Origin of the sequence: Rheinheimera maricola, from assembly GCF_016918075.2 — a bacterium.
GTDB classification, from domain to species: Bacteria; Pseudomonadota; Gammaproteobacteria; order Enterobacterales; family Alteromonadaceae; genus Alishewanella; species Alishewanella maricola_A.
Window position 1 is genome coordinate 1 of sequence record NZ_JAERPS020000011.1, and the last position, 23,282, is coordinate 23,282.

Sequence of the window (23,282 nt, forward strand, 5' to 3'; positions counted from 1 at the left end):
CGTTATGTCGCAAGAGATAGTTGAGGCTTAGTGATGGCGGAAGTATTGTCATGGTTTGATTCCATCAGTTTTTACTATGTGCTAGGTATGATGCCATTACTTGTTGTATTAGAACCCATCGTCACAAGACTGGTATCAAGTTTAAATAGTAGGCGTTTTATTTTAATTAGTTTATGGCAAGTCCTGGGAGTTCTTTTCCCAGTTTTATGGCTTCTTCGCTGTAGCACAAACTATTACGAGGTTGCTGTTGTTTTAACTATCATTGCCTTTTTTGGTGTATTCAAACCAACTCAACTACAGAATAAAAATGAGAGTCCAGATGCTACATAACAAGGCAAATCACAATCGTGCAATGCAAAAAGCGCATTGCACTGGACTCGCTTCACATCGTTCCGCTCGCCTGTGTTTGCGGCGTTAGTTGCAATAAGGAAATTCAGCTTTTGAATCTTGCTACTCTAGTAATTCGAGGCACCAGAAACTCTCTGGAAAAAGCCAAACCACAAGTACATTTAGAACCTTTCAGATGCTGGGAGGCTGGTGACTCAGTCACACGTTCAAAAACTTATTCAGATTATGGTTGTGTGTATGAAATTGCGGACACAGAAACTCCAAACGAATTAGCTGATTCAATTTTTGATTTCCTGAAGCAAATTCATGGTACTGGAGTTAACTTTATAGATTTGGGCGTTAATGCGGAGTTGTCTTTGGGGTTTGGCGTAGGTGATGATAATCAATTTATGGCGTCATATACGCTTAGTTTGGAAGTTATAGAGTTGCTGTTCAAATGCGGGATAGCTGTAGAGTATTCAGCATATCCGGTGGATGATGAGTAAATTACAACTAACAAACAAAGCCAGCCGACGCGTACCGCGCAGCTGCTTTGAGCGTTATAGCTACTTCGACGCACAGGCTGTTTCTCATAAATAGGAGAAAGGAATATTAATAAGTATCTGACAAAAGAAAACAAACTAATCTTATTTATCTGTGCTTCGATGGTGTTAGCCATTTTAATAGTCAAATGGTCCAGAACAGATGAACCTGAATACAGACCTCTTGTTCAGGATATGCGGTTAGTTGATGCAGTAAAAATTGCTGATGTTTTGGATAAAAGCGAGATTGATTACTTTTCAGATGTAAAAAATCACATGCTGTATGTGAATCAAAACCAGTCAGTTCAAGCTCGAATCGAATTAGCAAAAATTGGGATTGTAATAGAGTATCCAAAGATATCTGAGCAGGCAGACCTTCATGAAGCATACGCCCAACTCAGTAAAAATTTGGAGCTTGAAAAAACAAGCGGCCCGTTTCATGAACAAGCCTGGTTTCTGAGAGTCATTAAATTGCTAATGAGCGGAATCATAATAATTGTTCTTATACTATCTGTTGTTCGTCCAGCATTAGCGGCTGTATTGTTGAGTGAAGATGAAAAGTAGCTATAACAAACAAATATTATCGCCAGCAAAAAGCGCTGGCTGCGACGTCAACCCGCTGCGCGGCTTTCCGCGCTAAATTTGGGCGTTAGTTTGCAAAGGCAATATCGAAGTACGTATGAAGTTTAGTGATATAAAAACATCAGCTGTAATCTGTGCCATCTTCGGTGTTGGATTACTTATATTTTTCTCGATTAGTGGAAAAGTGCCGAATCGTAGTGATTTAACCAAAATAGAAGGGCAAATTGATTGGGTGAAGGCTACCGGAAAGCGCGGGGATACAATCAGGTTTAAGTTCAAAAAAAATGATAAACATCTCGTTTATCATTCTATTGGAAGGCAAACAAGTAAAGTCCACAGTGTTTTAGCTGAAAGAGGCGCATTGATTAGTGTTTTGTACGATCAAACAGACTCACACTCGCCACCATTTGATGAGAATGAATACTATACAATTTATGAAGTAGTACAAAATGGTGTAACAGTTAGGAGTCATCAAGACTTGGTTGAAAAGTATGCGGCAAATAGTAGGTTAGCTGGCTGGGTTGGGCTTTGTAGTTTGATCTTCTCTGGTTTGCTGTTCCTAGCTGATAGTAGGCAGAATAAAACAAACTAACAAGTTGCTTAATTTCGTTCCGGCCACAAAAAGCGTGGCCTCCACTGGACTGCCTTCGCTACGCTGCGGCAGCCAATTAGCAAAGCGTTAAGTGGCTTGGAGGCCGCATTTGATATTCGAATTTATTAGAAGCCTGTTTTCCTTCGATCTGCTGGTCGAGTTGAGTGAAAATAGAATCACTATGCAGAAATTTTCAACCGGGCAATTTATTGAAATTGAACCTTGGATAGCCCTGGAAGGCGCAAAGGGAAAAGAAAAGATTAAGGCAATTGGTCGAGAAGCTAAATCATTATCGGGGCCAACTATTCAGACAACGAACCCTTTTTCACACACTAGAAGTTTTATCGGAAATTTCATGCTTGCTGAAAAGATATTGCAGCATGGCATTTTTACTCTGAATAGCTCAAAGTTAAGAGCCGCGCCGAGAGTAATCATGCATCAACTAGAAAAAACTGATGGTGGGCTCAGCGACATAGAGGAGCGTGTCTTACGTGAACTTGCAAGTGGGATAGGCGCAAGGGAAGTGTTGATCCATACTGGCAGTAAAATCAATGTGCGTGTCCAGAGCTATGATGATGTTAAAGCTAAAATCAAAGCCACTTAACAAGTTACTTAATTTCGTTCCGGCCACAAACTTGGCCTCCACGGGACTGCCTGCGCTGCGGCAGCCAATTAGCAAAGCGTTAAAAGGCATTCATGAATATCGATACCATTAAGCAAACAATCCAATTTTGGATAGATGAAGGTTACATCGAAGGTGAACTTTCGGTAGAGCCAGAATGGTATATATTATGGCGGCCTGAAGAACTAGAAGAATTTAACGGTGATTATCAATTACCGGAGTATGCCCCAGGATTCGTTACCTTTGGTGGCAATGGTGGTAGTGAATTACTTGTAGTAAACGAGATAGGTGAAGTGTTCTATATGCCAGCAATCGGTATGGCACCAGATACAGCGATAAAAATAGCCAGCACTTTAGAAGAATTTAAAGGTTACATGCAAAAATGATCAAGCCATTTAACAAGCGCCAGCACATTCAGGCACTTCGTGCCTTGGACTCGCAACAAGTTGCTCGCCTGTGTGGCGAGCGTTAGAGCTACACAGCATGTACCTTTGCAAATACAAAATTGAATGGGCAAATGATTATCTCAAAGAGCAGCAAGCCATACTTGCTGCCTATGAGGGTGCTATTCAATTACACCATATTGGTTCAACTTCTGTAGAAGGGCTCTACGCGAAAGACTGTATTGATATACTTGGCGTAGTAACAGAATTAGAGCACGTCAAAAACAATATAGTTAACCTTGAAAATTTAAGCTTTAATTACAAGGGCGACTATGGGATTGAGGGTAGAGAGTATTTTTCAAAGGAAAAGCGAAAGGTTCACTTCCATATATTTCAGACCGGAAATATTAATATTGAAAAGCATCTTGGGTTTGTTCGTATAATGAAGTCAAATCCAAGTCTTGTTGAAAAATTAAATCGTTTAAAAACTGATCTTGAAAGAAAATACCCGCTAGACAAAGAGCTTTATCAAAAAGAAAAGGTTTTCTTTTATGATCAAATTCATAAAATGCTCTAACAAAGCAATCTAGAGGAAATAATGAAGTACAAAGTAGGAATTTTAAGTGTTCTCGTAATGTTGTTTACGGCTGCAGTGCGAGCTGAAAGTGATCCCCAGAATTTCTTTCAAAACTATACTCGGCTTGGAGATGACTTCAATCCGATGGTAGCAGAGCTATATGATGACAGTGCAAAAATTCATGCTTATAGAGTGTATCCACATGGTCTAGAGAGAAATATGGAGTTTACTGGTGCACAATGGAAAGAACTTGTTAAGAAAGTTATGCCCTTGGCAAAACTGCAAAATGATAACAGCACATTTTCAGATATAAAGATTTCTGAAATTGAAGGCGGTTACAAACTCAAGGCGAACAGGTACTCTAAGCGAAAGTGCTATACGGATACCGGTTACTACATGATTCTTAAAAAGCAGGAGAATGGTAGTTTGGCGATACTTGAGGAGTACATGGAAACCAAACCACTGCCAAATTGCTAACAAAGCGCTGCAGGCCGACGGCCAACTTTGTGCGCTTTATGCGCGGCGTTAGCAACTTATGTAACCCTACTAAAAATTGCCGCGTTGTTTCAACATTTAAGTTATAGAAAAATAAATAAATTGCAGGGAAGAAAAGCCGGGGTATGTTTTAGCCCAGTTGTGTTTAACGCGAGAGAGCATGCAGCATTCGGCAATAACCTTGATTTATAAGCCTGAACCAGAGCCAAATGGTGCTATTGCTTTTTGTATGTCGGCAAAGGATTATCAGCTTAAAGCGTTAAATAATTTATAACAAGCCGCGCCACAGCCAACCAGGCCGTTAATCAACGTTATTTGCGCGCCATCATATCGCCAAAAATCTTGTCTTGAAATTCCGGCCAAAAGCATGCAAAGTTCGTAACAAATAATAAACAGAATAGCCATGCGCTCAGCGGGCGTTCTGCAGCCTCGCTAGATCTTTTTCAATTGGAGTAAGTAGAATGCGTTTAGGGACATTATTTTTATTATGTAGTATTACGTTTAGTGTAAGTTCTGCAGAGTTAAGCCCCGCGGAGAGAATGCTCAATGCAATGGGTATCGATCAAGTATTATCTCAATCTAAAGAGGCGCAAGCAAAAGCTGCTCAAGATCAAGTAGCAATGGTTATGCGTCAATTAAGTGGGACTTTAGCAAAAATACCAGAAGAACAAGTTAAAGAGATCGAAGGTTTATTTCAAAACATGATGCTGGAAATTACCAACTCATGGTCTACAGAAGAAGCCATTAGAATATATTCTCAAACCTGGACAGATAATTACACAGACACAGAAATATTAGCTGTTGTAGAAAAGTATGAGCAACCTGAATCACAACAAGAACTACAAATGCTTCTACAAGCTTCTGCTAACTTAAATGAATATATATTAGGCAGTTACAACAAGGCGACAGAAGAAGCTTTAGCTGAAACCTTGCCAAAAATGCAATTAATTATTAAAGAAGCTTTGAACAATAAGAAATAAGAGGGAAAAATGGATTTTCATTTTAATAATTTTAACCCCGACCAGGTCATGACGTTTGGTTTGATGTGGAACTTCCTGCCAATGATTGCGGCACTTTTAGTGCACCTCGCTTTTAGCGCAGCCGTATTTAACGATGCCAACAGGCTGCAAAAAGAGCGCGGCGCTGTGGTGTTTGTTAACAGTTGGCTGTGGTCACTCGCGGTATTAGTCGGTGGTGTATTGGTCGCGCTAGCCTATTGGGTTATACATCACTCCAATCTTGCCAGGCATTAAGCGTATTAACGCCTTTTTACGACAAAAAGCTGCGCGGAAAATTGCCCGAAAAAATCCAATAACTCTGCTTAATGGCATTGGCAAAAAAACAAGCCAATCACACTATTTAACTTGAAGATTTATTTTTGCAAAGCATGCTATTTTGACGTTTAAATATTGTGATAACATCGCCGCGAAAATGGAAACAACTTTTACGGTGATGGAGTAAGACGCTTGAAAAAGGATACTTTTGTAATACTAGCCATAATGGCAACAATGGCGCAGCCGGTATTGGCTGAAAGGGCCGCAACATCTGCACCTGTTAATCAGTTCTCAGCGCCGGTACTGGCGCAAAACAGCCGGATTAACTATCAGCAAGCTGAACTGCAGCAACAACGCGCCGCTTTTCAGCCTTCTGTCGCAACTCACAGTGATAGAACCTCGCAATTACTGCGCAATAAGCACAGTAAACAAGCTTTGAGCGCCGAGCTGCAACAGGTATTTGAAAGTTTCAGCCTGGGCCAGGGCATTGGCGTAAATGGGTTACTGCATGGCGATTACAATAGTGATGGCGTAACAGAGCTGGTGTTGGCCAACCCGGCATCTATCGTGTTTGCCGCTGCCAAGGAGGGCCAGTTTCGCCTGCAACAACAGCTGCCTTTCGAATCTGGCATTGGCAAGCTGGAATATTTTCGTGACCTGAGTACCGACGGCCATTTTGCTTTTTTCAGCACCGACAACAAGCTGCAAAAACTTGATTTAATTAGCCGCAAGGTTGTTGCCAGTGTCGATATTGACGGCATAACTAGCTACCAGCTGCTAAGTACTACAGACCTGCAGACCGAGGTGTTACTTGTAACCAGCTACACTGGTGATTTACGGCTGGTTAACCCGCATACGCTGCAAGTATTACGCAGACAATCGGGCTTTGACGCAGAGATTGCTGCAATTGGCGCTTTTACTGCCGCAAACCGTTTGCAGGTGCTGTTTAAAAAACGGCCAAATTTATAACGTGACTAATAACAGCCTAACACTGGAAAAGACCTTAATTGCAGATAGTGCCGCGTTTAACTATGCCGTAGACGTTAATGGCGACGGGCTGGCGGAGATACTGTCTGCCGAAAGCTGGTATGCCATTAAGCTAACCTCGCCGTTAACGGAAGAAGTGCTGTGGACCAAGCAAGCCGACCTGAATATTGACGCGCTGATCCTGGCCGATGTTAACCAAGATGGTAAGTTAGATGCTGTCTATGGTGACGGCCAGTGGGGCAGTTTATATGCCTTCGACCTGCAAACCGGAGAAGACTTCTGGAGCATTAGCAACCCTGAACATGGCGTAACCAATATAGTAATTGCTGATTTAGACAACGACGGCAGCCTTGATATTGGTTGGGGCGCTGGCTATAGCAGCTCTGGTGGAGATTATTTCTATATTCATGATCTGGCCAGTAAACAACTAAAATGGCAAAGCGAAGATATTGGCTTTCCCACTGCCGCAGTTACCTTGGTGGATATTGACCAGGACGGTGATCTGGATGCGGTTACTGCCAGCATTAACAGTAACAGTGGCTATGATGGTGGCGTGATTCAGGCGTTTGACATTCAGAGTAATACTCGGCTTTGGCACGGTATTGCCGCCAATAATTGGGGCAACACTATGCAAGTAGTGGCGGCCGAGCTGGACAACGACGCTACAGTTGAGTTGGTGATAGGCTCGTCCCAAATTTATACCGCTATGGTGCGGGTACTGAATGCCGCTGATGGCAGTGAGCGCTTCAGTACATTGTTGGGCGACGGCGACACCATTACTGGCCTGCTGGTTGCGGACTCAAACAATGATGGCTTAAATGAAATTATTGTTGGCAACGGCGCGGTACATACCGGCTCTGAGGGCAGTTTTTTTACCGTGCTTAACGGCCTGACTGGCGATATTGTGCAACAGTCACCCAGCCTGGGCTTTCATTGGCAAGGCTTAACCGATCTGCATGCAGTTACCAGCCAAAGCGGCCAATATATTTATGGTTTGCTGGGCAATAACCTGTATCAGTACAACTACAGCAATAACACCGTAAAGCAACTGACCGTCAACGCAGAGTTTCAGCAGTTAACAGCTGTAGTTACCGGCGGTGAAACCCGCTTACTGGCAGGCGACTACAACGGCAACCTGTTGCTTTTGTCTGCTAGCGGCGATGTTAGCCAGTCGCGCAATGTTTGCCCAACTCCGATTAAAGGCCTGTCTAGTTCTGCTGCGGACTCTGCATTGTATAGCTGTGACGACAGCTTCGGCGAATATAACCTGGCTACCAGCAGTAACAATTTCGTGCATTCTGCCGGCTTTAATACCACTGGCGATCCGCAGTCGGCACGACATAATGGCAAAGAATTTTACATTGTTGGCGGTAGCAAAGTTGCGGTGTATCAAACTGATGCCCCGGAAGCCTTACCAGCACCGGATGCTGTTAGCCTGAGCGGTCATGTACTCAGAGCGATAACCGGCAACCTGCAAATGCCCGTTGAAGTAGACTACTTTGTATTAGCCAGCAGTACAAAGTTAGGCCAGCTTAGCTTTACTGACCGGAAAAATGGCCAGTTTAGTTATCAGCCAAATGGCGCTACCGGCACCGAAACACTGAAGTACTATGCGGTTAAAGGTAATACCTCATCCGCTGAAGCCGAACTGACCATTGAGCTGACTAACGCCGCGCCTGTGGCAGAAAACCTGAATATTGCCACGCATTGGAATACCGTACTGCAGCTCACGCTTAGTGCGCAAGATGCCGATGCTGAAACCTTGCAGTTTGAATTGCTAAGCCAACCGGGACATGGCCAGCTACAAATGCTGGACGCTACGCTGGGCACTTTAAGTTACCAGCCCTCAGGCGACAGCCTGGACGCAGTAAGTTTTAGCTTTATTGCAAAAGACAGCCTGGTCGCGTCAGCGCAGAAAAATGTCACTATCAGCTTAACCAATACCGCCCCTGTCGCGGTAGCGACCAGCTACACCACGTCTTACCTGACACCGGTAAATGGTGCTGTGCAAGGTAGTGACGCCGATGCTGATGTCATTTCATATGAAATAACCAGTCAGCCGAGTGTGGGTACGTTAAGCCTGAATAGCAGTAATGGCTTGTTTGTATACACGCCAGCTGGCAGTAGCGACCAAACGGTCAGCTTTAGCTTTATCGTCAGGGACAAATTTGCCAGCTCGGCTGCGCAAACCGTGACGATAAACGTCAAAGGCGAAACCCAGGCATCCAGTGGCGGCAGCTTGGGTGTATTCAGCTGCTTCGGTTTACTGTTGTTAGCACTGCGTCGTCGTAAGCGGTAATATCAGGAATAGGCCACCCCACTATGGGGTGGCATTCACCTTGGCCTGATTAAACCGCGCAAAAGCCGCGGTTAAATCTGCAATTAAATCATCCACATCTTCCAGGCCGATATGCAGGCGGATTAATGGCCCGCTGTAAGGCCAGGTGGTCGCCGTGCGCAGCTGCTGCACTTTCATAGTCGCCGTGATGAGGCTTTCAAAACCGCCCCAGGAAAAACCCATTTTAAAATGCGCCATACCTTCGATAAAGGCTTCAACCTGCTGCTGACTACCCTGCTTTAACACAAAAGAAAACAAGCCGTTACTGCCGGAAAAATCCCGCTGAAAAATAGCCTGGCCCGGATGAGACGGCAGTGCCGGGTGTAGCACGGTTTCTACTTCGGGCCGTTGTTGCAACCAGTTAGCTACGGTTAGCGCACTTTGCTGGTGCTGCTTTAGCCGCACCGACAGTGTGCGCAGGCCACGCAGTGCGGTGTAGGCGTCATCGGCCGAGGCACAATAGCCCATTAAATAGCTATATTCGCGCAGCTGTGGCCAGTGTTTTTCGTTGGCACTGGCGGTACCGAGCATCACATCAGAGTGACCAACAATGTACTTAGTGGCTGATTGCACCGACACATCTACCCCCAGCGCAAACGGCTGGCATAAAATCGGCGAGGCCCAGGTGTTGTCTAAAATAGTCACGATGCCGTGCTGCCTGGCCACGGCCGTGATGGCCGGAATATCCTGCATTTCAAAGGTCAGCGAGCCGGGCGATTCGAGAAAAATCACCTTGGTATTGGGCTTAATTAAGCCAACTATGGCGGCGCCTACTTGCGGGTCATAATAGGTTGTTTCGATGCCCAAACCGGCTAGTAACTTTTCGCACAAAGCCCGGGTGGGCTCGTACGCGCTGTCGACCATTAACAAGTGATCGCCACTTTTTAAAAACGCCAGTAAAGCACCACTTACCGCAGCAGCACCACAAGGGTACAACGCACAGCCGGCACCGCCTTCCAGTTCGCATATCGCTTGTTGCAAGGCAAAATGAGTATCGGTGCCACGGCGGCCATAAAAGGGTACCCGGTTACCCCGGTTTAGCGTGGCGTGCTTTAGCTCAGCAAAGGTATCAAACACTATGGTAGAGCCGCGCACAACAGGCGGGTTAACTACCTTGCCAGTGTATTGCTTTGCGCGACCGGCATGAATTAGCTGGGTATCTCGTTTCATATTTTGCTCCATGGTGCCGACAGATAGGACTTCCGGATGTCTACTTATGCTATAGGCTTTTTGCCGTGGCGTCATCCGCCAAAATTAATGCCCAATAAAAAAGCCCCGCGGTTGCGAGGCTAATTATGTTGAACTCAGGTTGTGCTATTCACTGGCACCGTAGGCAGTGCAACACCAACCTGTCCGCTGTTAAAAACTAGCTAAGCACAGCAATCTGTCCGGCGCTCAGCAATTGCTCTAGCTGGGGTTTGGCAAAATAATAGCCCTGAAAATAACGAATGCCCACGGCGCTGAGATACTCCAGCTCGGCTTTGCTTTCAATGCCCTCTGCCAGCACCTTAGTGCCTTGCAAGTCACATTGCGCCACCGTTTGTTCAACAATAAACTGTTTCGCCGGGTGTTGCTCTATGTCGCGGATAAGCTGCATATCCAGCTTTAAGATGTGTGGTTTTAGCTCAATCAACCAGTCAAGCGTAGCAAAGCCCGAGCCGTAATCGTCTATCGCCGTTTGAAAGCCGCGTTTAGCATAGCTGCTAAAGATACGGTTTAAGTGGGCTTTATCGGGGATTTGCTCGCCTTCGGTCACTTCAAAAATCAGCTTGGTTAAATCAAAGCCGTACAGGTCTGCCGCTTCAATGGTGGCTTTGATACAGGTTTCCGGGTTATACACCGCATTGGGTAAAAAATTAATGCTTAAAAAAGTACCACAGCCCAGTTTGGCGGCAGTTTCTATCGCTTTAACCCGGCAAGCCTGGTCAAAATAGTACTTATTAGTTTCGTTGATATGCGCAAAAACCCAGCCAGCACCCTCACCTTCTGGCCCGCGTACCAGCGCCTCATAAGCAAAGATACTCTTGCTTTGCCAGTCGATAATGGGTTGAAAAGCCATACGAATTTGAAAGCCTAAATCCTTACCGCTTAAACAGTCACTGCAGGTTTGTTGCTTAATACTGGAGGGAAATTGCATAGTGTTTTGATGCGATATTAGGAAAATATGTTTCGACTTTAGCGCTCCCGCCCCTAAGTTGCCAGTTTTTCAGCTGAAATTGCGTTAATTTATGCCCAAGTACCATAAGTGAATTCAGGTGGTAAACACTGGGCTGTGACGGTAATATCGATAGTAACCAGCTCATCGCTGCAACAGGTAGTTAGCACCCGTGTCGTCTTTATTATCGTCTGTTAAGCCATTACTGTTATGCCTACTACTGCTGTCAATATGCGTTACGGCTGCGGTGCAGCAGCCGATATTAAGTGACATCTATCATCCGGGAGCCCGGCTGCTCACCAGTGAATCAGGTTTGTCGTCCAATGTGGTTAACGCTATTAGCGAAGATCAGTTCGGCCGCATGTGGTTAGCTGGCCCGGACGGTTTAAATATCGTTGATGGCAACCAAATCAAGCAGCTAAATCTCGACAACACTGCTGGCCGGCTGGCAAGTAATTATATTTCCAGTATGGCGGTGGATGACCAAAGTACTGTGTGGCTGGCAACCGAAAAGGGCTTACATAAGGTAGACAGCCGTAGCTACACCGTGGCGGCTATCAACCTGCCGGTGCGGCCAACCCACCTGGTACTGCCACAAAGTGCTAACTATATGGCAATGTTGGCCGACGGCCAGATATTTTTACTCGATACCGCCAGCGAGCAATTACAGCCTATCGCTTATTTTGCTGATGGTGTCCGCGCCATTATGCAGCACAACAAGCATGTGCTGGTGTTGGCATCCAGCCAGCTATTTTTGTATCAGCCAACTGAAACACCGCAGACGGTATCGATTGCGCCATCTTTAGTAAAGGACATCCGCTATTGGAGCAGTGACGGCGATAAGTTATGGTTTTTTACCCGCAGCAATAAATTATACAGTTGCCAACCAGAGCAATGTCAGTTAACCGAATGGCAGCTGCCTGGCCAATTTGCTCACCAAACTGTTTATAGCCTGTACGCCAGTGATGCCAAGGTGTACTTGCTAAGTAGCGCAGGGCTGCTGATATTAGGCGATACCTTGCAGTTAGTTTTGCCGCAGTTGGCTATGACGGTACAGGATCAGCACCGTATCTCACCACGCCTGGCCGTAAGCCGTCAGGGTGAAGTGTTAATTACTGACTATCAAGGCGTTACGGTAATACCGGCCTCTTACGCCGGGGTGTCTGCCTTTTATCCGCGCCCTTTTGGCCCAATTGATTCGCCGCAGGTAACGACGTCGGTAGATCTGGGTACCGAACCGAATCTATTGGCAATTGCCACCACCGCCAGCCTTAATCTTTACCGGTCTACGGATGCAGGCCCACGCCTGTTCTGGCAAATTCCGTATCCGCAGCTTATGCAACCGGCAGTGCTAATTTCCTTGCCGCAGCAGTTACTGCTATCAACCAAACGGCATGGCATTTTAACCCTGGATAGCCTGGATGGCCCATTGGTCAGTGCCGCCAGCCAATTTCCGGATCTACCGCAAAACATTACCCTGGTTGATGCGATTAGTTTGCCACAGCAACAATTGCTGTTGTTATACAACAATCAGTTGAAACTGTTGCAGCGCCACGGCGCTGAATACCGCACCCTGTGGCAGCATACATTGCCAGTTTATGGCACCGCCAAAATGCAATTACTGAATGATCACTTGATTATTGCTGCTTATAGCAAGGGCATGCTCAGTACCCGCTTTCAGGCTGACAGCCCGCCACAACACTGGCAACAACACCTGACAGAGAACACTGTCATTAATCTGCAGCAAACAGGCCCCGAATCAGTATTGGTGCTAACAGCCGACTCTGGCTTACACAGCGCCAGGGTTGAGCAACAGGGCCTGCAACTTCAGTCACTGCCCGACCAACATAAATTGCTGAGCAAAACCGCGGTGTGTGCGGCCCAAAGCACATCGGGTTTCAGCTTTATTGCCAGCCACAACGGTATTGCCATTTTTGATCAACAGCAGCAACTACAACGCCAGTTAACAACCGCTGACGGTTTGCTGCAGCGTGAATTTAATCAATACAATTGCGGCAAATTTGGTGACAAGTTGTATTTTGCCGGCAATCAGGGCATTAACCTTATTAGCCCTGAAATTGGCCTGCAGCCGTCAGCAGCCAGCTTAACTATACTCAGTGTCAGTACCGAAGCGGGGCCAGTCGCGTTTGAGTATGACAGGTTTCGTCTGGTGAACCCGGACCATTTAAGTATTCATTACAGCTATGCCCCCACCCCGCTGGGTGCAGTGCTGCAATTTCAGTACAAACTGTTGCCCGGTCACCAACGCTGGCAAACACACACAGATACCAGCCTGCACTACCCTAAACTGGCGCCGGGCCGTTATCAGTTGCAATTAAGAGTGCTGCTGGCCGATGGCAGCTCGTCTGCTGTAAAACAATTGGATTTTCACATTCTGCCGCCCTGGTGGCAAACGTACTGGGCGTATCTGGCGTATATCAGCGTGCTGCTAGGGATTATCGGCTATATCTGGTACAACAAATATTTGGTGCATCGCTCGCGGCTGACGCTTAAACAGCAGCAACTGCAACACCAACTGGCCTATACCCAAACACTGGAGCAGGAAGTACAGCAGCGTACGGCGCAAACCGAACAACAACAACGGCAAATACTCGACATCACGCAACAAAAATTGCATTTGGTCACCGCCGCTAACCATGATTTAAAGCATCTGGCGGCGCTGATACAGCTTAATGCACAAAGTATGGCCCTGCCGACGCAATACCAACAAAGTGCCGAATGGCAAAGTGTACTTAACAGCAGCCAGATGCTGGGGCAGCTAGTAAGCGATTTGGTTGAGCTTTCAGGTTTGGACGCTGGCCAGGTGCGTCCCAACCTGACAGCCCTGGATTTGTCGGCATTACTTAACCAGCTATGCCAACAGTTTCAACCACGATTAGCGGCCAAACAGTTGCAGCTGGAACAAGATTATCCGCCGTCGATCTGGGTTACCAGCGACAAGGCGTTGCTAAGTCGGCTGTTGATGAACCTGATCGATAATGTCATACAAAACCTTAGTGCAAACCAGTGGTTGCGTTTGAGTATTTCACAGCAGCATAGCCATACCGTGCTGACATTAGCCGATACCGGACCTGGTTTACCGGCACGTATTTATCAACAGTGGGGCGAGCCGTTCCAGCGCGGTACAGCCAATTATCAAGGCCACGGTTTGGGCTTGTCGATAGTGCGGAAGATCACCCAAGTGCTAGCCCTACCTACGGAGCTACACAGCTCAGCAAAAGGCACCCAGTTTCGTTTTCAGTTTAACAGCGTCGAATTAGCCAGCCCCGGCAATAGCAAAAAGGCGTTAATACTCGACCCGGATCAGACGGCCGCAGGGCATTTAATGCAGTTGCTGCAGCAACACGGTCTTGAGGTAAGCAGTGCACAGCAATTGCCGCCAACAATGACCGATGTACATTGGCTTTTTGTCGATGCTTGCCTATTATACCCGCTGTCTGCTGCACAACGCGGCCAACTGCTGGCGTCTTATCAGGCGGCTACCGTGGTGCTAATGTCGATTAACAAAGACGATCGGCAGTTGGCAGGGACAGAACATTATTTTTTACTCAAGCCGTTGCGGGCATCCCGCCTGGCTTGGCTATTCGCATAGTGAGACACCGATGACGACCTATCAGCTTATTATTGCCGACGACCATCCAGTGTATTTGGACGCCCTGGCAATGGGTATAAGCCAGGTTTTAACCGACACCAATATCGAAAAAACCTCGGATTATCTATGCCTGTTTGACATACTGGAACACAACGCCGACAGTACCGACCTGTTACTGATGGACCTGTCGATGCCCGGCACCTCTGGTTTAGCCGGGTTGTATTTTATTCGCAGCCAGTTTCCGGAACTGCCGATTTTAGTCATCAGCGCTCATGACGATTTCAATGTAAAACAGCAATGTCTTAATGCCGGCGCCTCAGTTTTTCTGTCAAAAAATACCCAACTGGCCGATATTATTGCCGCCATTACCCAGCTACTGCAAGGTCAGTTTAGTTTTGCGGGTAAAAGCCAATTACAGCAAACCGAGCAGCAAAAAAAGTTGTCCAGCCTGACCCGCAATCAATATAAAGCCTTGCATTTGCTGGCGGGCGGACTGAGCAATAAGGAAATTGCCCAGCAAATGGATATCACAGAAAAAACGGTAAAAGCGCATGTGTCGGCAGTATTGCAAAAGCTGGAGGTGTCTAACCGCACCAAAGCGGCACAGTTTCTCGGCGTTCACAAAGATCAACTTAGCCTCTAAGTTGATCTAAAACCAAAAAACCTGCGGTTAAGCAGGCTTTTTAATCTTATTTTATTGCTCACAGTCTATGCTGCTGTGATCGGCAGAGGAAATCCCTATCTCGTCTGCCTGTTACTTTTTAACGGCTAGCCCTTTTTCTGAACATCAGTAAGCCAAATACGCTTAACATCCAGATACCGAAACTGCCGCCTGAGCTTTTGGCAACAGGTTTCGCTACCGGCGGCGTAACCACTACCGGTTCTTTGCCGTCTGACACAACAGTCAAGCTGAACTGCGTGCTGGCGGCATCTGCCGGGTTTTCAACATCGGCAACTGTTACCGTCACCAGCACTTCACCATGGAAGTTGGCTTTAGGGGTAATAGTGATAGTCGAGCCGGACTCATGGCCGCTGACTTGTGCAGTGATATTGTCACCAGATACGCTGATCGTGTTAACGCTGTTTTCTTCATCAACATAGTACACCGCTATGTCTTGCAGTACCGCGTTCTCAGCCACTTCATGATTGGCAATACCGCCCACAGTAATGTTGCTTGGTGCGCGAAGACTATGGCTCATAGCAATGTCTGCCATGCCTTCAACCTGACTTACTGCACTAAACACTAAGTCCGTACCCGCTGCATTAGCGCCAACTTCGCCCCATACGGTAACTTCAAACTGCGATGACTCAGGGCCGTTGTAGTCGAAGCAGTACACCAGACCATCGGCAATTTTATCCTGCACATCGTTGAAGGCCATATCTTTAGCCAGATAAGCACCTAGTGGACCCCGGTTATAAATTTGGCCACGGAAACCCTGTATACCAATTGAGCCACGGCCATCTTGTGCACCAAAATCAATGTTGTCGTAGGCGTAGAACATTTCGTACTGGCCTTGTTGGTGATTCACATTGACGTTAAAGATCCACTGGAAATCAAAACGGTCATCACGTTCGGTGTAGCTCCACGTGCGGTCTGCAGCACGCACCGGGTTGCCGTATGAGCGGGCATTGTCAAACTCAATCAATGCCCAGCCGGTTTGGGTGCTTGCTAGGGTAATACCTGAACGGTCTTGGCCTAAAGTGTCCAGCGGCACACTCATTTGATCTTGATTTAACGCTGCACCGACACCACCGCCCAATGAGCGCCATAATGGAGCAACAGACTCATACGGGAACGAGTTATACGGGAAACGTAAATGGTAAGGAGAAAACAGTGGCTGGCCTTCCCACAGCGAAATTAAACCGGTGCCACGAATTTCTACCGCATTTTGCTTGCCGACATTTAGCTCATCGGTGTTGTTATACAGGTGGAAACTGTCGTGATAACCGTTGAATAACGCGCTCATCGGCACGACGACGCCATTGCGGTGTTGCACACTGTTGTCTTTATTGTTCAGTGCGCGGCCATTGGCGTCGTACTCAACCGGGGCAAAGCCGCTAAACGCTGGCTGGATACCAAACTCCGCCAGGTTAACATAACCGCCGACATTGCTGTTGCCAAAATCTGGTGTACGGCACATTGCATCATTCAGGTTAGTGGTGACAATATAGTCTGCTACCACGTCTGAGGTGTCTGGCTGCATACCGCTGATTAGCAATTGGTCGCCATCCAGCGCTATGTCAGTAACGATATCGCTGTTCGATGTCAGTACATCCGCTGCAGTTACTTTCAGGCCGGCGGGGATCGTGGCCGCGATAGTAAACTGACGATCTGCACCGCTGTTGTTTGGCAACACGGCAAAGGTAAATGGCACTTTATCACCGCGCTTGGCCGCCGTATTCGGCACGTCCAGACTGATTTCATTTGCGCCACGTACCAGCTTCAGGCCGACTTTTCCGATATTACCGGCATTGACCGCTGAGCTACCAAAATCAATGGTTGAGTAATAAATGTCGTCTTCGGCCATCTCAGACATATCCCAGTTCAGGCGGATATCGACCGCTGTTCTGCCATCGCTGTAAGGCACGTCAACTGACATATCGTTACTGACTTCGTCGTTAACTACGGTAACAGCGTAACGGAAGGTTTCTTCAACGCTGTCATAATAGTTGTTTTGCGCGGAACCCTGGCGCGAGTTATACAGTACAACCCAATAATCGCCGGCTTCCGGGTTATTGATATTACAGAAGTTATTATACGAAATATGATTAGATACACAGAGGATCTCATCATTCATATCAGGCAAGCCATTGCCGTTGTAGTCTTTACCAACGTACACATTCAGGTTACCAATGTCGAAGCTGTCGACTAACGGCGAAATGGTTTTGCCAATCGTTTCTGCAATCAGGCGTTTTGCTCCTTGAGGAACGGTGACAAAATGGCTAACGGTGGCTTCATCCAGCCGCTCTGTCACATCCACCGACAGATCCATGTTGCTGCTCCACGGGAACGTGCCATCATCGTCTTTGGGCAACGTGACTTCGATGACGTCGGCTTTTACCGGCGTAAACACCCGGCCATGGTGGTTACCCTCAGGTAATTCGACACCTTTAAACACCGCACTGGCATTATTAGCATGCGCTATCGCTTCCAGCCTGGCAGGCATATTGTTCATGTCGTACTTAAACACCATTGGCCAATGTGCTTGCGGGCTAGTACCGCTTTGCTCGGTAAACACCAGTTGTGAATGCAACTCAACTTCGGCGTTAGAGAACCAGTCTTGCGTATCCATTACCGATGCTTTAACCACTAATACCTGCGTTTCACCGGCGGCCAGCGTAAACTCACTGGGGCTAACGTCAATAGTCACGCCGTTCTGTTTAGATTGGGAACGCGAATCATAGCTCCAGTTCATCACGTCATCAGACGTTACCGACCAATTGCCGTCTTTTGTGGCTTTAACAGTGCGCAGCCAGGTACAGCTTGGCTTACAGCTAAAATTAACCAGTTGCGGCAGGTTAAGTTTATGCACTGCACCACCATTTAGCGGATCGGCGGCGCGGAAGTTGTCCGCCGTTTCATCTAATACCAAGCCCGCATTCACCGCGTTTTCTACGTTGATGCGACCGGTGCCGGCGCGGTAGGTCGATGCCAGCTCGACATCGCCGGTTGCTGAGTTCAGACGACGATACTTCACCACATTGTCGGCAGTCATCGCCAGCGCACTTTGCACTTCAGCCGGCGTCCATTCAGGATGGGCCTGGTGCAACAATGCCATCGCACCGGCCACATGCGGTGATGCCATAGAGGTACCACTTAAAAAGTTAAAATCGGCAGTAGCTGGGCTATCTGTGAACGGCTTTTCGTCGGCATAGGCGGCATAAATACTGACACCCGGCGCTGCAACGGCCGGGATCAAGGCTTCAGGTGTTGAAGGGCTTGGGCCACGTGATGAGAACGGGGCCAGCCAGTCTGCATTAGCGTCATCTACCCGGCGCTCAATCACGGTCGGCTCAATGGTGATCAGGTGGCCGCGGCCATTGGTTGATCGCGTCCAGTCTTCCAGACCGTAGCTGCCATTGCTGACATGGCCAAACCAATCACCATAGCTTAAGTGTATCGACGGCAGAGAATATTTAGCCGTATACACTATTGGATCAGCCGAGGCGAAGTTGTACATGATAAAACCATCGGCACCACCGGCTTTAACGTTATCAGCTTTTAACGTACGGGCTACACCGTTAGCATTAGCCAGGTTGTCGCGGGCACATACCACCAGGGTATCTACCGGGTTGCCGTTACCATCGACAACCGGGCTACCATCCGGGTAGTTATCAAAGGTACCTGGGGCATAGGCGCTACCACAGTATTGATCTTTAACGCCATTGACATTGTTGTAATCGGCTGCACGCAACACCACACCGGTAACAGCTTCTGTTGTTATTGAGCCACCAGCCAGGCTGCTCCAGCCCGGCAATTTGCTACCCGCAGTTGCAGGATCAACAAACTGAGGGTCAGCCAACAGTGTTTCTACCACAACTTCACGGCCATGTGTTGTCGCTGCCACATTCATTAACCAGGGGGAAGCATGGTCGATAGCACCAAAAAATTCAGCCGCACCGTTTGCCTGGCCAGAGTTGCCAGCCGCTGCCGCGACCATAATGCCGGCTTCACGGGCATTTAGAAACGCCATCTCTACCGCGTCTGACCATGGGTGTGAATCCTGGCCACCGATAGAAAAGTTAATGACATCGACACCATCGCTGATGGCATCCTCAATACCGGCAATTAGAGCTTCGCCCGGACAGCCAGTTACTTCTTCTGCTGCCGGATAACACACCTGATAGGAAATAATATTAGCACGGGGTGCCACACCGCTAATGCGCGGGAACATGCCCTGTAGCACCACTTCACCATCACCGGCACTGGCACTTTGCGACGTGACAAAATCAACATTGCTTAGTGGATTGCCAGCAGCGGTTGAGGCAACATGAGAACCGTGCCCCTGATAGTCTTCACCGACAGCCGCTCTTACTGCACCTAATTCTCCCGAAGTAAACTTATCTGTAATTACTGAATAGCTGCGCACACCAATTAGCTTGTCATTACACAGGTTCTCAAAACCTGCTTTCTGGCAGTCACCCACATAATTACCTGCACCCCAAGGGTTGGTATGGCTATAGCCATCTTCCGCGATTGCTGCAAATGACGGGTGATCGGTATTAATGCCGGTATCTACAATACCTACGATGATACCTTCACCTTTGTAAGGTACGCCTACCGTAGCATCGGCAGTGCCGGTCCATAACGTATCGGCTTTAATCAGTTCAGGGCCGGCATCGGTGAGTAACTCATAGAGTTTAGAACGCTGTACCGACTGCACTTGCGGCAAACTGGCAAGTTGTGCGGCTTGCTCTTGCGTCATGGTTACTGTCATGCCGTTGATAGCATTGGTAAATTGGCGGCGCACGTTTAGCTGCCCAACCAGCCCCGTAGCCTGTTGCACAAAGTCATGCTGTTGCTGCAACAATTGCTGGCGGTACTGCACAACTTCCGACGTGACAGCTTTGCCGGCACGGAACAATTTCTGCTTATTGTTACTGATTTGCGCCAACGTAGCATCGCTAAAGCTAGCGTTTGACAGCGCGGGCTTGGTTAAACGCACGATATAAACGTGCTCACCGCGAATACCGTCTTCAGCAGTAAATTTGCCGTGCTGGCGGTTAATCTGGACGTTTAGACCATCGTTTTGCGCCATTGAATCATAACGTTGACGCGCCTGGTCGGAATACTGATAAATTTTTTGCATATCAAGCTTAGGCTGTTGCAGTTGATGCTGCACTTGCTGGCCAGGGATCGCAAGCCCCGACGCGTAAGCGGTACCGGCACTGTAAAGTGCTGCCGCTACGGCTGTAGTGATAAGTTTAATTCGTATCATGTTGATTCCTGAATTTTCGCTATTGTTATCATCCGATGCCGCACCAGTTAAGGTGGCAATTAATGCACCACCTACTCAGGCATCGTATAAAGCAAGGTTTGCAACCGCACTTAGCATAAACATCGAAGGATTGTGCCGGGCCAGAGATTACAAATACCATTGACACGTTCAGCATACCGCCCTGCTTAATAAGTAACCATTGACCTTAAGCTGGGCTTTTATGGGACTAAAGTCTCAAGACTGGCGGTTTTATGACTGGGATGATGTGAAAAGATTAAAAGCGATAATGGGGGAAAGACAATGCTTTAGCGTAACAACCAATCAGACGCTGTGCGGCCTGCTCTGCTGACTGGCCAAAGGCCACTACACCATCTTCGTGACCGGCCATGGTGAAAATACCCTGCAGTAATACTTTGGTATCGGCAAACAGCCGTGCCACTTCGTCGGCCATAGCAACTGTACCGTATGGTACTTCCGCCCGGGTTTGCGCCAGGCTCAAAGCAGAGGCATGTTGCCAGATATGCGGGCTATGGGCATGAATGACAAAATTAATGTCTGCGCTTAGCTGATACAACTGGCCGTGCGTCATGGCTTCCGACGAGGGCTTGGTTTCACCTGCTGCGGCAATGCGGTTTTGCTGCGGCTGGCAATCTGTAACCAGCGCGTAATCCGCGGCTGTCATATTGCTGATACCGCCGGTTTGGGTGCCGCTGATAATAAACTGGTTTTGCGCGCCAAAACGCTGGCTAATATTGCCAAAACCATAATTATCGTAGCGTTGTGGTGTTTGGCCCAGCATACCCAGTTGTAGCATAATGGCGCGCCAGCTGCTGATCTCCACCACATCGGTAGCGCTGAGTGCCGGCTGCTGGCTAAAATCCAACTGAAATTTTATGACCCCTTCCTGCTCTGTCATCGTATATGCCGCTTTATTCAATAGTTAAGTCAGAAAACCTCGGCCTATTATAGAGTGTGATACGCGCCGGCCCCAGCCGCTTAGCAGGCCAAAACTGGTAAGGGCGGCACAGAGCTGTATAATAGCCTGCATTATTTGACAGGGCCTGATGGCGAGCATGAAATATAAAGACTTACGCGATTTTATAGCCCAGCTGGAGCAGCGCGGCGAGCTGGTACGGGTTACCGCTGCAGTAGACCCGGTACTGGAGATCACTGAAATAGCCGACCGCACCCTGCGTGCTGCTGGCCCAGCGCTGTTGTTTGAAAACGTGAAAGGCCACAGTATGCCGGTATTGGCTAACCTGTTTGGTACACCGCAGCGGGTAGCATTGGGCATGGGCCAGGAAAACGTAAGCGCACTGCGTGAAGTGGGCAAGTTACTGGCGTTTTTAAAAGAGCCCGAGCCGCCAAAAGGTTTAAAAGACGCCTTTAGTAAACTGCCTATTTTTAAGCAGGTGCTGAACATGTCAGTAAAACAGGTAAAGAAAGCCGCCTGTCAGGACATAGTGCTAAGCGGTGAGCAGGTTGATTTAACCCAGCTACCCATTATGACTTGCTGGCCCGGCGATGCCGCGCCGTTAATCACCTGGGGCTTAACAGTTACCAAAGGCCCACACAAAGAGCGGCAGAATTTAGGCATTTACCGCCAGCAACTGCTTGGCAAAAACAAACTGATTATGCGCTGGTTGTCGCACCGCGGCGGCGCGCTGGACTTCTTTGAGTTTCAAAAAGCCAATCCGGGGCAAAATTACCCGGTGTCAGTGGCGTTAGGCGCTGACCCTGCCACTATTTTAGGCGCAGTAACACCGGTGCCAGATACCTTATCTGAATACGGCTTTGCCGGCCTGTTGCGCGGTGATAATACCGAAGTAGTCAAATGCATCAGTAATGATTTGCAGGTACCGGCCAGCAGCGAAATTGTGCTGGAAGGTTATATCGCACCGGGTGAAATGGCGCCGGAAGGCCCGTACGGCGACCATACCGGTTATTACAACGAAGTCGATAACTTCCCGGTGTTTACTGTTACCCACATCACCATGCGCAAAGATCCGATATACCACAGCACTTACACTGGCCGGCCGCCAGATGAACCGGCGATACTCGGCGTGGCATTAAATGAAGTGTTTGTGCCCATTTTGCAAAAGCAATTTCCGGAAATTACCGACTTTTATCTACCGCCGGAAGGCTGCTCGTACCGCTTGGCCGTGGTAACGATGAAAAAGCAGTATCCCGGCCACGCCAAGCGCGTGATGATGGGAGTGTGGTCTTATTTGCGTCAGTTTATGTACACCAAGTTTGTTATTGTCTGCGATGACGATATTAACGCCCGCGACTGGCAGGACGTAATTTGGGCCATAACCACCCGCATGGATCCGGCGCGCGACACGACGTTAATTGAAAATACGCCGATAGATTATCTGGATTTTGCCTCGCCGGTTTCAGGTTTAGGCTCAAAAATGGGCATGGACGCTACCAACAAGTGGCCTGGCGAAACCACACGCGAATGGGGCGAACCGATTGTAATGGATGCCGCAGTAAAACAGCGCGTAGATACCATCTGGGACAGCCTGGGCATTCCACTGCCGGCTAAGGACGCCAAACTGTGACGCATTTGGTAACGATAGCTCCGGCGCAGCTCAGCTTTACCGTGCACGACGGCGAAACCATTTTGGAAGCGGCCCTGCGCAATGGTATCGACTTTCCCAACCGTTGCCGCCAGGGCGTATGCACCAGCTGTGTTTGTAAACTAAAAACCGGCGAGGTGCAGTATAACGAGCCGCAGCCACTAACCGAACTGGACAAACAACAGCAGTTTACCTACTGTTGTTTAGCCTATCCTTGTACCGACTTGGTTTTACACCACCCTTTTATCCGTGGCTAAGCGCTAAGGTTATCGCG

At 48.0% G+C, this 23,282-nt stretch carries 20 protein-coding genes; 16 read left to right on the top strand and 4 right to left on the bottom strand.

Annotation, left to right across the window (positions count from 1 at the left end; all coding sequences use genetic code 11):
* Positions 1-33 precede the first annotated feature (33 nt).
* The 12 genes from I4W93_RS19375 (at position 34) to I4W93_RS20575 (ending at position 8,680) form a co-directional block, all read left to right on the top strand.
* Complete coding sequence (locus tag I4W93_RS19375) at positions 34-330, top strand: hypothetical protein (protein ID WP_205313553.1); 297 nt, start codon at positions 34-36, stop codon at positions 328-330.
* Between the two features lie 110 nt (positions 331-440).
* Positions 441-833, top strand: coding sequence for a hypothetical protein (locus tag I4W93_RS19380; protein ID WP_205313552.1), 393 nt, complete (start codon positions 441-443; stop codon positions 831-833).
* A gap of 159 nt (positions 834-992) precedes the next feature.
* Complete coding sequence (locus tag I4W93_RS19385) at positions 993-1,433, top strand: hypothetical protein (protein WP_205313551.1); 441 nt, start codon at positions 993-995, stop codon at positions 1,431-1,433.
* Positions 1,434-1,548: 115 nt separating this feature from the next.
* Complete coding sequence (locus tag I4W93_RS19390; protein ID WP_205313550.1) at positions 1,549-2,043, top strand: hypothetical protein; 495 nt, start codon at positions 1,549-1,551, stop codon at positions 2,041-2,043.
* Positions 2,044-2,152: 109 nt separating this feature from the next.
* Positions 2,153-2,647 carry a rod shape-determining protein gene (locus tag I4W93_RS19395; protein WP_205313549.1) on the top strand — a complete coding sequence of 165 codons (495 nt, stop codon included), beginning with the start codon at positions 2,153-2,155 and terminating at the stop codon, positions 2,645-2,647.
* 92 nt (positions 2,648-2,739) lie between these two features.
* Positions 2,740-3,051: a hypothetical protein gene (locus I4W93_RS19400; RefSeq protein WP_205313548.1), complete on the top strand. Its 312-nt coding sequence runs from the start codon at positions 2,740-2,742 to the stop codon at positions 3,049-3,051.
* Positions 3,052-3,121: 70 nt separating this feature from the next.
* Positions 3,122-3,625 (top strand): GrpB family protein, encoded by a 504-nt coding sequence (locus I4W93_RS19405; RefSeq protein WP_205313547.1) that lies wholly within the window; start codon positions 3,122-3,124, stop codon positions 3,623-3,625.
* Positions 3,626-3,646: 21 nt separating this feature from the next.
* On the top strand, positions 3,647-4,102 hold the full coding sequence (locus I4W93_RS19410; RefSeq protein ID WP_205313546.1) for a hypothetical protein: 456 nt from the start codon (positions 3,647-3,649) through the stop codon (positions 4,100-4,102).
* A gap of 479 nt (positions 4,103-4,581) precedes the next feature.
* A complete protein-coding gene (locus I4W93_RS19415; RefSeq protein ID WP_205313545.1) occupies positions 4,582-5,100 on the top strand; it encodes a hypothetical protein in 519 nt (172 codons plus the stop codon).
* Positions 5,101-5,109: 9 nt separating this feature from the next.
* Positions 5,110-5,373, top strand: coding sequence for a hypothetical protein (locus I4W93_RS19420; protein WP_205313544.1), 264 nt, complete (start codon positions 5,110-5,112; stop codon positions 5,371-5,373).
* Between the two features lie 213 nt (positions 5,374-5,586).
* Positions 5,587-6,363, top strand: coding sequence for a hypothetical protein (locus I4W93_RS19425; RefSeq protein ID WP_205313543.1), 777 nt, complete (start codon positions 5,587-5,589; stop codon positions 6,361-6,363).
* Position 6,364: 1 nt separating this feature from the next.
* On the top strand, positions 6,365-8,680 hold the full coding sequence (locus I4W93_RS20575; RefSeq protein ID WP_205313542.1) for an FG-GAP repeat domain-containing protein: 2,316 nt from the start codon (positions 6,365-6,367) through the stop codon (positions 8,678-8,680).
* A gap of 21 nt (positions 8,681-8,701) precedes the next feature.
* Here I4W93_RS20575 and I4W93_RS19435 read toward each other — a convergent pair whose 3' ends face one another.
* Positions 8,702-9,889, bottom strand: a complete 1,188-nt coding sequence (locus I4W93_RS19435) for a cystathionine beta-lyase (protein WP_205313541.1) — start codon at positions 9,887-9,889, stop codon at positions 8,702-8,704.
* A 196-nt stretch (positions 9,890-10,085) separates the two neighbouring features.
* Positions 10,086-10,856, bottom strand: coding sequence for an EAL domain-containing protein (locus I4W93_RS19440; RefSeq protein WP_205313540.1), 771 nt, complete (start codon positions 10,854-10,856; stop codon positions 10,086-10,088).
* A 190-nt stretch (positions 10,857-11,046) separates the two neighbouring features.
* Here I4W93_RS19440 and I4W93_RS19445 point away from each other — a divergent pair, with 190 nt between their 5' ends.
* Positions 11,047-14,487 carry a sensor histidine kinase gene (locus I4W93_RS19445; protein WP_205313539.1) on the top strand — a complete coding sequence of 1,147 codons (3,441 nt, stop codon included), beginning with the start codon at positions 11,047-11,049 and terminating at the stop codon, positions 14,485-14,487.
* A gap of 10 nt (positions 14,488-14,497) precedes the next feature.
* Positions 14,498-15,130: a response regulator transcription factor gene (locus I4W93_RS19450; RefSeq protein WP_205313538.1), complete on the top strand. Its 633-nt coding sequence runs from the start codon at positions 14,498-14,500 to the stop codon at positions 15,128-15,130.
* Between the two features lie 118 nt (positions 15,131-15,248).
* Here the strand turns inward: I4W93_RS19450 and I4W93_RS20395 are convergent, their stop codons facing one another.
* Together I4W93_RS20395 and I4W93_RS19465 are read right to left on the bottom strand one after the other, a co-directional pair.
* Entirely contained in the window at positions 15,249-20,426 is a 5,178-nt protein-coding gene (locus tag I4W93_RS20395; RefSeq protein WP_205313537.1) for a S8 family serine peptidase, read from the bottom strand.
* Positions 20,427-20,700: 274 nt separating this feature from the next.
* The gene (locus tag I4W93_RS19465) at positions 20,701-21,342 is read right to left on the bottom strand and encodes a class II aldolase/adducin family protein (RefSeq protein ID WP_205313536.1); all 642 of its coding nucleotides are present in this window, start codon (positions 21,340-21,342) and stop codon (positions 20,701-20,703) included.
* 157 nt (positions 21,343-21,499) lie between these two features.
* Here I4W93_RS19465 and ubiD point away from each other — a divergent pair, with 157 nt between their 5' ends.
* Together ubiD and I4W93_RS19475 are read left to right on the top strand one after the other, a co-directional pair.
* Positions 21,500-22,990 carry a 4-hydroxy-3-polyprenylbenzoate decarboxylase gene (gene ubiD, locus I4W93_RS19470; RefSeq protein ID WP_205313535.1) on the top strand — a complete coding sequence of 497 codons (1,491 nt, stop codon included), beginning with the start codon at positions 21,500-21,502 and terminating at the stop codon, positions 22,988-22,990.
* Positions 22,987-23,265: a 2Fe-2S iron-sulfur cluster-binding protein gene (locus I4W93_RS19475; protein ID WP_205313534.1), complete on the top strand. Its 279-nt coding sequence runs from the start codon at positions 22,987-22,989 to the stop codon at positions 23,263-23,265. Before ubiD ends, I4W93_RS19475 begins: the two co-directional genes overlap by 4 nt.
* The last annotated feature ends 17 nt before the right edge of the window (positions 23,266-23,282 follow it).

Bases quoted from the DNA above. Each gene is read 5' to 3' on its own strand.
- I4W93_RS19375 (WP_205313553.1), top strand. From the start codon at position 34: ATGGCGGAAGTATTGTCATGGTTTGATTCCATCAGTTTTTACTATGTG.
- I4W93_RS19385 (WP_205313551.1), top strand. From the start codon at position 993: ATGGTGTTAGCCATTTTAATAGTCAAATGGTCCAGAACAGATGAACCT.
- I4W93_RS19390 (WP_205313550.1), top strand. From the start codon at position 1,549: ATGAAGTTTAGTGATATAAAAACATCAGCTGTAATCTGTGCCATCTTC.
- I4W93_RS19400 (WP_205313548.1), top strand. From the start codon at position 2,740: ATGAATATCGATACCATTAAGCAAACAATCCAATTTTGGATAGATGAA.
- I4W93_RS19410 (WP_205313546.1), top strand. From the start codon at position 3,647: ATGAAGTACAAAGTAGGAATTTTAAGTGTTCTCGTAATGTTGTTTACG.
- I4W93_RS19415 (WP_205313545.1), top strand. From the start codon at position 4,582: ATGCGTTTAGGGACATTATTTTTATTATGTAGTATTACGTTTAGTGTA.
- I4W93_RS19420 (WP_205313544.1), top strand. From the start codon at position 5,110: ATGGATTTTCATTTTAATAATTTTAACCCCGACCAGGTCATGACGTTT.
- I4W93_RS19435 (WP_205313541.1), bottom strand. From the start codon at position 9,889: ATGAAACGAGATACCCAGCTAATTCATGCCGGTCGCGCAAAGCAATAC.
- I4W93_RS19440 (WP_205313540.1), bottom strand. From the start codon at position 10,856: ATGCAATTTCCCTCCAGTATTAAGCAACAAACCTGCAGTGACTGTTTA.
- I4W93_RS19450 (WP_205313538.1), top strand. From the start codon at position 14,498: ATGACGACCTATCAGCTTATTATTGCCGACGACCATCCAGTGTATTTG.
- I4W93_RS20395 (WP_205313537.1), bottom strand. From the start codon at position 20,426: ATGATACGAATTAAACTTATCACTACAGCCGTAGCGGCAGCACTTTAC.
- I4W93_RS19465 (WP_205313536.1), bottom strand. From the start codon at position 21,342: ATGACAGAGCAGGAAGGGGTCATAAAATTTCAGTTGGATTTTAGCCAG.
- ubiD (WP_205313535.1), top strand. From the start codon at position 21,500: ATGAAATATAAAGACTTACGCGATTTTATAGCCCAGCTGGAGCAGCGC.